12 protein-coding genes are annotated in these 8,946 nt (G+C 51.3%); all 12 read right to left on the bottom strand.

The genetic code is table 11. The features are described 5' to 3' along the window. Positions 1 to 44: 44 nt before the first annotated feature. Positions 45 to 962: a site-specific tyrosine recombinase XerD gene (xerD, locus tag B3355_RS12800; RefSeq protein ID WP_292784610.1), complete on the bottom strand. Its 918-nt coding sequence runs from the start codon at positions 960 to 962 to the stop codon at positions 45 to 47. A gap of 8 nt (positions 963 to 970) precedes the next feature. After that, complete coding sequence (locus B3355_RS12795; protein ID WP_292784617.1) at positions 971 to 1,447, bottom strand: methylated-DNA--[protein]-cysteine S-methyltransferase; 477 nt, start codon at positions 1,445 to 1,447, stop codon at positions 971 to 973. Between the two features lie 105 nt (positions 1,448 to 1,552). Continuing rightward, complete coding sequence (rplS, locus tag B3355_RS12790; protein WP_019883633.1) at positions 1,553 to 1,942, bottom strand: 50S ribosomal protein L19; 390 nt, start codon at positions 1,940 to 1,942, stop codon at positions 1,553 to 1,555. Positions 1,943 to 1,974: 32 nt separating this feature from the next. Next, the gene (gene trmD / locus B3355_RS12785; RefSeq protein ID WP_198289774.1) at positions 1,975 to 2,709 is read right to left on the bottom strand and encodes a tRNA (guanosine(37)-N1)-methyltransferase TrmD; all 735 of its coding nucleotides are present in this window, start codon (positions 2,707 to 2,709) and stop codon (positions 1,975 to 1,977) included. Positions 2,710 to 2,726: 17 nt separating this feature from the next. Continuing rightward, on the bottom strand, positions 2,727 to 3,263 hold the full coding sequence (gene rimM / locus B3355_RS12780) for a ribosome maturation factor RimM (RefSeq protein ID WP_292784606.1): 537 nt from the start codon (positions 3,261 to 3,263) through the stop codon (positions 2,727 to 2,729). Positions 3,264 to 3,301: 38 nt separating this feature from the next. Then, the gene (gene rpsP, locus B3355_RS12775) at positions 3,302 to 3,763 is read right to left on the bottom strand and encodes a 30S ribosomal protein S16 (RefSeq protein ID WP_019883638.1); all 462 of its coding nucleotides are present in this window, start codon (positions 3,761 to 3,763) and stop codon (positions 3,302 to 3,304) included. A gap of 81 nt (positions 3,764 to 3,844) precedes the next feature. Further along, the gene (queC, locus tag B3355_RS12770) at positions 3,845 to 4,546 is read right to left on the bottom strand and encodes a 7-cyano-7-deazaguanine synthase QueC (protein WP_024930871.1); all 702 of its coding nucleotides are present in this window, start codon (positions 4,544 to 4,546) and stop codon (positions 3,845 to 3,847) included. A 2-nt stretch (positions 4,547 to 4,548) separates the two neighbouring features. Beyond that, a complete protein-coding gene (queE, locus tag B3355_RS12765) occupies positions 4,549 to 5,190 on the bottom strand; it encodes a 7-carboxy-7-deazaguanine synthase QueE (RefSeq protein ID WP_292784598.1) in 642 nt (213 codons plus the stop codon). A 70-nt stretch (positions 5,191 to 5,260) separates the two neighbouring features. After that, positions 5,261 to 6,130 (bottom strand): YbgF trimerization domain-containing protein, encoded by an 870-nt coding sequence (locus B3355_RS12760; RefSeq protein WP_292784595.1) that lies wholly within the window; start codon positions 6,128 to 6,130, stop codon positions 5,261 to 5,263. Then, positions 6,117 to 6,671 (bottom strand): peptidoglycan-associated lipoprotein Pal, encoded by a 555-nt coding sequence (pal, locus tag B3355_RS12755; RefSeq protein WP_019883642.1) that lies wholly within the window; start codon positions 6,669 to 6,671, stop codon positions 6,117 to 6,119. Before pal ends, B3355_RS12760 begins: the two co-directional genes overlap by 14 nt. 46 nt (positions 6,672 to 6,717) lie before the next feature. After that, complete coding sequence (tolB, locus tag B3355_RS12750; protein ID WP_047515912.1) at positions 6,718 to 8,052, bottom strand: Tol-Pal system beta propeller repeat protein TolB; 1,335 nt, start codon at positions 8,050 to 8,052, stop codon at positions 6,718 to 6,720. A 58-nt stretch (positions 8,053 to 8,110) separates the two neighbouring features. Then, positions 8,111 to 8,941 (bottom strand): cell envelope integrity protein TolA, encoded by an 831-nt coding sequence (locus tag B3355_RS12745; RefSeq protein WP_292784587.1) that lies wholly within the window; start codon positions 8,939 to 8,941, stop codon positions 8,111 to 8,113. Positions 8,942 to 8,946: the final 5 nt, after the last annotated feature.

Here is an 8,946-nt window from a genome sequence, read left to right as displayed (position 1 = left end):
CTCGCCGAAAAGGCGAAATAAAACACCACCCAAATACACAAAAATCACCCTCGAGGATGATGCACCTTATGCAATTGCTGCAACCTCTCCCTAGCCACATGCGTATAAATCTGCGTGGTCGAAATATCCGCATGCCCCAGCAACATCTGCACTACACGCAAATCCGCGCCATGATTGAGCAAATGCGTGGCAAACGCATGGCGCAGCACATGCGGGCTGATATGTTGAGAGATACCGGCTTGCACTGCATAACGCTGAATAATGTGCCAGAATGCATGCCGCGTCATGGCCGCGCCGCGTGTGGTGACGAACACCGCATCACTCAGGCTGCCTTTTAATATCTCAGGCCGTGCGGTCGCCAGATAGCGGTCTATCCATTCTGCCGCTTCCTGCCCCATCGGCACCAGGCGCGTCTTGCTGCCCTTGCCCGTTACCCGCACCACACCATCCTGCGTACTGACTTCGGCAATACTCACATTCACCAACTCGGAGACGCGCAAACCACTGGCATACAACAATTCCAGCATAGCGCGATCGCGCAGACCCAACGGTGTATTCACATCCGGCGCATGCAGCAAATCTTCTACCTGCGACTCACTCAAGGTCTTGGGCAGTGATTTTGGCATTTTGGGCGCTTCGATATGCAGCGTCGGATCTTGCTTGATCAGGTTAGCCAGTAAGGCATAGCGGTAAAACCGGCGTAGGGTTGCAATCAAGCGATTGATACTGCGAACTTTGACTAACGGAAAGCGATGGGCGAGGTATTCCTGAACATGGTGTGATTGCACACCCCACAGCACTAACGATTGCTTGCCACACCACTCGGCAAAGCCCTTTAAATCATTGCGATAGCTTGATAGGGTGTTGGCTGACAAGCCATCTTCCAGCCATAGCTGGTCGATAAAAACATCAATTTCAGGAAAATGCGCTGTGACTGCTACAGCATTCTTTTTTTGCCGCATGTGATCGCTTATTTGTGTCGCTGCTCATGCGCCAACAACCAGCGTTTGATCTCCAAGCCGCCGTCTATGCCTTGCATAAAACCGCCCAGGCCATTGCTAGCCACGATGCGGTGACAAGGATTAAACAAAGGCAAGGGGTTGGCGCCACAGGCATTCGCAACTGCACGCGGACCAGACTTTACCGCAGCAGCTAACTGGCCATAGGTGCGCGTTTCACCGACGGGAATTTCACGCATAGCTTGCCAGACGCCTTGCTGAAATGGGGTGCCACGATGACTGACAATCGGCTGCCAATCATGGCCGGGGTTGTCGAGATAAGCCGCCACCTGGTCAGCCACCGCTTGTGCACGCAGATTTGGCCGAGCCTTGACCGGTAAGGCATGCAACAAAAACTGCAAGGTTTCGCCTGCCTCATCACAGCGTACGCCGACGAAGCCGAATGGCGCCGGGACTAAGGCATCAAGTTCATCATAAAGACTCTTCATCACGCTATTAAACTGCAATCTTGCCTAGGCTGCAACCAAGCGCAGCGGCAGCAGGCAATAAAAAAGCCCAGATCGAAATCCGGGCTTTTTGGTGCAACGTTTAAATTAACCGTTGTTTGCAGCGATGTCTTTCTCGCGCGCAACCAATTTCTCTTTAATACGTGCAGATTTACCTGAACGCTCACGCAAGTAGTACAGTTTAGCGCGGCGAACATCACCACGGCGTTTCACTTCGATAGAAGCGATTTGTGGAGAGTAAGTCTGAAATGTACGCTCAACACCTTCACCTGAAGAGATTTTACGCACGATGAATGAGGAGTTCAGGCCTCTGTTACGCTTGGCGATCACTACGCCTTCGTAAGCCTGCACACGTTTACGTGTACCTTCAACCACGTTTACACCAACGATCACTGTGTCGCCTGGCGCAAAGCTAGGGATGGTTTTGTTCAAACGAGCAATTTCTTCTTGCTCTAACATTTTGATAATGTCTGCCATATTGGTTCCTTTTAATTGTAAAGAGCTCGTTCCTACTCTACATCCTTGAGTAGCCTAGCCTCTTCTTTCGTCAACGGCCTTTCGGCCAATAAATCCGGGCGTTTCGCCCTTGTTAGCAGTAGCGATTGCTGTAATCGCCATTGTCTAATCTTTTCATGATGCCCGGAAAGTAATACTTCGGGCACCTTCAATCCTGCAAATTCTTCCGGGCGCGTGTAATGCGGATAATCCAGCAGGCCATTCACAAACGAATCTTCCTGTGCTGAATCAGCATCACCCAACGCGCCTGGTAACTGCCGAATGATCGCATCCAGCAGCACCATGGCGGGCAACTCACCACCACTTAATACATAGTCACCAATGGAGACTTCTTCATCCACCAGTGTATCCAGCACACGCTGGTCTACGCCTTCATAGCGACTGGCTAACAACACCAGCCCCTGACATTCTTTTAGCTGCAACACCTTTTCATGCGTCAGCGGTTTACCGCGTGGTGACAAATGGATCACCCTGGGTGACAATCCTTGTGCCTGCAACCGCGCTTTGGCATCACCAATCGCAGCAGTCAGCGGCTCAGCCAGCATCACCATGCCAGGGCCACCACCATAAGGTCTATCATCGACCGTATGGTGCACATCCTGCGTATATTGGCGAGGATTGGTCAGCGTTAACTGATACAAACCACGTTGCCTGGCACGGCTGGTAATGCCGTATTCCGTCAGTGCCGCGAACATCTCAGGAAACAAACTGATGACTTCAATCTGCATCATGAGAGCCACCTTCTTTAAAAATCAGCATCCCAATCTACCAGCACAGTGCCTGCTTGCAAGTCCACCTCGGGCACCGCTTCACTGGTAAACGGAATCAAGCGCTCACGGTACTCCTGCTGCAACTTGCCATCTTTACCTTTAACGCTGGTTGGCTGCGCTTCACGGACCACAAGCACATCATTCGCGCCAGTTTCAAACACCTGCGTAATGTTGCCAAAAACCACACCCTGCGTATTGGTCACACTCAATCCAATCAAGTCTGACCAGTAATACTCACCTTCTTCAGGCTCAGGCAGCGACTCACGCGGTACGGCGATTTGCTGCCCTTTCAAGGCAAATGCTGCATCGCGATCAGCCACACCGGCCAGCTTGATCAGCAACACGTCATTGTGAAGCTTGGCTTGTTCAACCGTTGCTTCACGCCAATTCGGCGCTTTACCCACCCACCAGGCATCGTAATCCAGCAGGCCGTCCAGATACTCAGTATCAGGCACCACTTTCACCCAGCCATAAACGCCATATGGGGCGACGATGCGCCCCATTACGACCATGTTTTCAAACGCCATCTGAATTAAGGCGCTAAAAACAATTACTCAGCAGCTGGTGTTTCAGCAGCAGCGGCTTCTGCGGCAGCAGCTGCATCAGCCTCTGCTTTGGCTTTAGCATCGGCTTCCGCTTTAGCGGCAGCTTCTGCAGCGGCGGCGTCAGCTTCAGCTTTCAACTTGGCAGCAGCTTCAGCGATTGCTTTTTCTTTAGCAGCTTCAGCTTTGGCAACTTCTTTCGCTTTAACAGCAGCCATACCTTCAGCGCCTTTAGCGTGGAATTTTACCAAACGTGCCACGGTCTCAGACAGTTGTGCACCGTTGTCCACCCAGTATTGTGTACGTGCTTCATCGATACGCAAGCCTTCAGCGCCAGCGCGTGCAGATGGATTGTAGAAACCAACGCGCTCGATAAAACGACCGTCACGACGGTTGCGCGAATCTGCTACAACCAGGCTGTAGAACGGGTTCTTTTTGGAGCCACCACGTGATAAACGAATAACGACCATAATCTTGTTCTCTTAAAATTGAATTTCTTTGCAGAAAGGCGCGGATTATACTTGATATTATCAAAGCATGGCAAGTGTTTTTCACGCACCAGAAGATGCGCCTACATACGGTGTAGGATCAGCCACTCCGGCTTGCGCGAACCCTGCTTTGCGGAAACGACAGGAATCACACACCCCACAGGCCGCGCCCTGCTGATTGGCCTGATAGCAGGAGACGGTTAACCCGTAATCCAGCCCCAACGCATGGCCGCTGCGAATAATATCCGCTTTGGTCATCTCTATTAATGGCGCATGCACCGTAATCGTCTGGCCCTCTACTGCCGCCTTGGTCGCCAGATTGGCCATTTGCTGGAAAGCTTTGACATATTCGCCCCGGCAATCCGGGTAGCCGGAATAATCCAGTGCATTGACGCCGATAAAAATATCGCGTGCCTGCAATACCTCTGCCCAGGCCAGCGCCAACGATAACATAATGGTGTTGCGCGCAGGCACATAAGTCACGGGAATACCTTGTGTTTCCTGCTCTGGCACAGCGATATTGCTGTCAGTGAGCGCGGAACCACCAAACAGCGACAAATCCAGCTGCACGGTTTTATGTTCGGTGGCACCCAGTGCCACCGCCACGCGTTGCGCCGCCACCAATTCGACATTATGGCGCTGGTGATAATCCAGGCTCAGGCAATAACAGTCATAGCCTTGTGATTTGGCAATCGCCAGCACCGTGCTGGAATCCAGCCCGCCGGATAACAAAATCACGGCTTTGGGTTTATGTGTTGCAAGCAAGCTTAAACTCCTTGTTTCTCGCCCCAGAGGATTTTGTGCAATTGCAATTGCATGCGCACCTTGAGGTGATCCTGCAAAATCCAGCTGGCCAGCGTTTCGCCACTGACATCATGAAAACTCGGGGAAAATAATTGGTCACAGTGCGCTGGAAATGGCCGGGTTTGTAACATCTGCTTGGCCCAGTCAAAATCTTCGCGACTGCAAATCACCCATTTCACTTCGTCCTCCGCTTTGAGCAAAGCCAGGTTTTCCCAACGGTTTTTGTCCACTTCACCAGAACCAGGCGTTTTAATGTCCATGATCACTTTGACGCGCGGATCGACTGGCGCAATATCCATAGCACCACTGGTCTCCAATGACACCTGGTAGCCAGCATCACTCAAGCGAGTCAATAATTCAATACATGGCTTTTGCGCCAATGGCTCGCCGCCCGTCACACAGACATAAGGCGTCCCATAAGCCGCAATCTGCTGCATGATGTCATCCAGCGTCATATTGTTGCCACCTTTAAACGCATACTCGGTATCACAATAGCCACAACGTAGCGGACAACCGGTCAGGCGGATAAAAATAGTAGGCAGGCCAACGCGCGAGCTTTCGCCCTGCAAGGAATAGAAAATCTCGAAAATTCTGAGTGTGGTCATGGGGATATAAAAAGTAAACGGGCAGATATTGCTATCTGCCCGCTATTATCGCCGAACTCGCGAAATTCTGCTATTTGATACTTTCCAGCACTTTCAAACGTTTTTGCGCACTTGGCGTCACTTCTGCTGACGGATAAGTGGCAACCAGGTCTTTCAAAGTCTTTTTGGCCGCCGGAATCTGGCCTAATTGAATCTGGCTGTTAGCCAAACTCAACATGGCATTTGGCGCCAAGGCATGCGCAGCATAACTATCTAAAAACTTTTGCTGCGTCGCAGCAGAAGATTTGTAGCTCTTGAGCGCAAACTGGGTGTAGCCCATGCCATACAGCGCATCCGGCACCAGCTTGCTGCCCGCATGGCTTTTCAAAAAGGCATCATAAGCATTAAACGCCTCTTTGTACTTGCCAGCCTGATTTAAAGACTCTGCTTCAGCAAACGCATTGGCTTCCTGCTGTGACACATCCGCTTTCGCATCTGCCGCACTGCCGCCATTACCGTTAGATGATGACACTGGCAATTGCCCACTGCTGACTGACTGCGCCAACGTTTCCAGCTTGCGCACACGCGTATCAAGATCAGTGTATGCAGCCCCTTGCTTGGTACGCATATCCTCCAGCTGATGCGTCACAAGCTCAAGATCCCCCTTGAGCTGTGCCACATCCTGCCTCATCTGCTCCAGCTGGTTTTGCATATCCAGCAAGCCCTTACCGTTAATCAGGGCTTCCAGGCTTTGCACACGCCGGTCCAGCGACTGCTGGGTACGCGTCAGGTCAGTGATGGCTTTTTGTTGCGCATCATGGTCAGTCGTTTGCTTGTTTTCCAGTTCGAAGATCCGCTTCCGGGCCTCGGTATCGTCAAACAAGGCTGCCTGGCTGACAGTCGACACTGCCAGGCCCAGGGTAATCAAAGCAACAGAGAGTCGCAAATTACTGACCTGCATAGACGATGTCTACGCGACGGTCTTGCTGGAAGCAACCGTCATCAGCACAATTCTGCTTCGAACGCTCTTCACCGTAGCTCACGGTTTCGATTTGGCTATCGCTCACGCCCAATACATTCAGCGCGTTTTTAACCGCTACTGAACGACGCTGACCCAATGCCAGGTTGTACTCGTGGGTACCGCGCTCATCGGTGTTGCCTTGCAGCACCACTTTAGTTTGCGGGTGAGCAACCAGGTATTTAGCGTGGTTAGCTACCAGGCCTTTGTACTCTTCACGAATCGCATCGCTGTCATAATCAAAGAACACTTGACGTTTAGCCAACTCAGCAGCGCTCAACTCATCTTTGCTGCTGTCAACATCAACGGTTTTGATATTGATTTTGTCTGTGCTGGCAGAGCTGTCAGCACCAGTGTTGCTTTGTGATTTGGCAATTGGGCGAGTCACGCTGGAATCTTCCACTTTTGCCGGGTTCATCGGGGTGCTTTTACAAGCAGTCAACACCAATGCAAGTGCTGCAACTGTCCAAATTGTCTTGTTCATACTTTCTCCTTAAAATGAGTGACTAAATAGATTGACCACGGATAGACTACTTGGGCGCTGCTTGTGCAGGTCCCCATGCAGGTTCACGAATATCTCCACCCGCTTCTGACAAACGCTGCCTGACCAGACCATCAACAGTGACGGTCGCCAGCGTGCCTTTGCCGCCAACACGGGTTGCATACATAATGGTACGCGAATTAGGGGCAAAGCTGGGCGATTCATCTTGCGAGCCAGTGCTGAGCACTTTGACATCACCGCTGCCCAGATCCTGCACCGCCACCTTGAATGCACCGCCATCATTGCGGATATAGGTCAGGTATTTACCATCTGGCGAAAAGCGCGGACCATCATTATAGCTGCCTTCAAAGGTCACCCGTGAAGCCGAGCCACCGGACGCGGACACTTTATACACTTGCGGGCGCCCGCCACGATCAGAAGTGAAGTATATCCATTGCCCATCCGGTGAGAATGCAGGCGATGTATCAATCGCACTACTTTTAGTCACTTGCTGCAAATTAGAACCATCGGCAGAAATGGTATAAATCTGTGAGTTAGCACCATAGGTCAATACGACAGCCAGCTTGCTGCCATCGGGCGACCAGGCTGGCGCACTATTATTGCCTTTAAAATTGGCAACGATTTTACGCTCACCAGTGTACAGGGATTGCACAAATACGATGGGTTTCTTTTTCTCAAATGACACATAGGCCATTTTGCTGCCATCAGGCGACCAGGAAGGTGAAATAATCGGCTCATTGGATGACACCAGCGTTTGCGCATTAAAGCCATCGTAGTCTGCAATCTGCAAAGTGAAACGCTTACCGACCTTGGTTACATAGGCGATACGTGTCGAAAATGCCCCTGGCTGGCCGGTGAATTTTTCATAGATCTGGTCAGCAATCAAATGCGCCACATGGCGGTACTGGCTGGGCGAGACGGTGTAAGTCAGTTGCAGCAAAGCGGTTTGGCGCAACACATCCATCACTTGCACAGACACTTTTAAGTTACCGCCCGCTTGCTGCACTTCACCCAAGCTTAGGCCTTGCGCTTTCAATGCTGTCCAGTCAGTGTATTTAATTTGCGCAGCATTGGTTGGCAACGCAGGCATGCCGCTGGTATTGATAATGCGGAACATGCCGCTGCCGCGCAAGTCGTTGCTGATAATGTCATGCAAGCGGCTGCCAGATTGGGCGCTACCAGATTCAGCCATAGGCAGAATCGCGATCGGAATCTGGATCGCGCTACCGCCACTGATCTCGAGTTCTAATGCCGCCTGTGCCGGCAGCGCGAACATCCAGAGCAGTACGCCAGCACCGATGGTATGAGACAAAAAATGAATCAATCCATTTTTGAGGTTTTGCATGGTCACAGTTTTATTCATTTTAGTTTGCTTATATACAAGAATTATAACGAAAAGCTTGTTCAGCGTCATTGCTCTATTAGCTACGCGGCCTAAACTTCAAACGTATCTGATCCACCATTTTCTTGCGCGCGGCCGGATCATCAGGCATATCAAACGGCTTTGCCGCCAGGATGGCACGGATCACCGCATCGTCGCATACCGCATCGCCAGAACCTTTAACCAGCTTAGGCATACCAGATATATCACCCGAATTGGTCATTTGTATGTCAACCAGCAACTCTGGATTAGTCACTGGACACAGGCCAGAGTTAACATTGTTGCGAATTTTTCGGCTCATCAGCCCCATGTAATAGTTAAGCACAGAAGGGTCAACCGCACCCGCTGCCGCTGATTGCTGTGCATCCATATCCTGTTGACGCATGGCGTCCTGAATCTTTTTCAGCTTGTCCTCTTCCTCTTGCTTACGCAGCGCTTCCTGAATTTTCTTCAGCTTTTCTTCCTGCTTCTTCTGCTCAAGCTCTTTCTTTTTCTCTTCGTCTAAGAGGCGTTTTTTCTCATCTTCCCGTTTTTTGAGTGCAATTTCCGCTTCTTGTTCCGCTTGTTTGACTTGCGGCTCCGGCGGGGCCACTTTTTCTGGCGGCTTAGGCTCGGGTGGTTTGGGTTCTGGCTTGGGCTCAGGCGGCGGTGGCGGAGGAGTAGGCTCCACAGGTTTTGTGGCAGGCTTGGATGGCTGTTTGCTGGGTAAACTATCCCACAATGTGGCCTCCATCACGCTCGGATTGACGTGCACGGCTTTCCAGTCGACCATGAAAATCATGCCCAGGAATAGCAGTACATGCATCAGCACAGACAGCATGGCTGCGCGTTTGCGTATGACCTGATCTTGTGGCGACAATACGATCTTCATCTGTT

It is taken from the genome of Methylophilus sp. UBA6697 (genome assembly GCF_002454655.1).
GTDB lineage: Bacteria > Pseudomonadota > Gammaproteobacteria > Burkholderiales > Methylophilaceae > Methylophilus.
The sequence above is the reverse complement of the archived record's forward strand: the minus strand, read 5'-3'. Positions and strand labels throughout refer to the sequence as shown.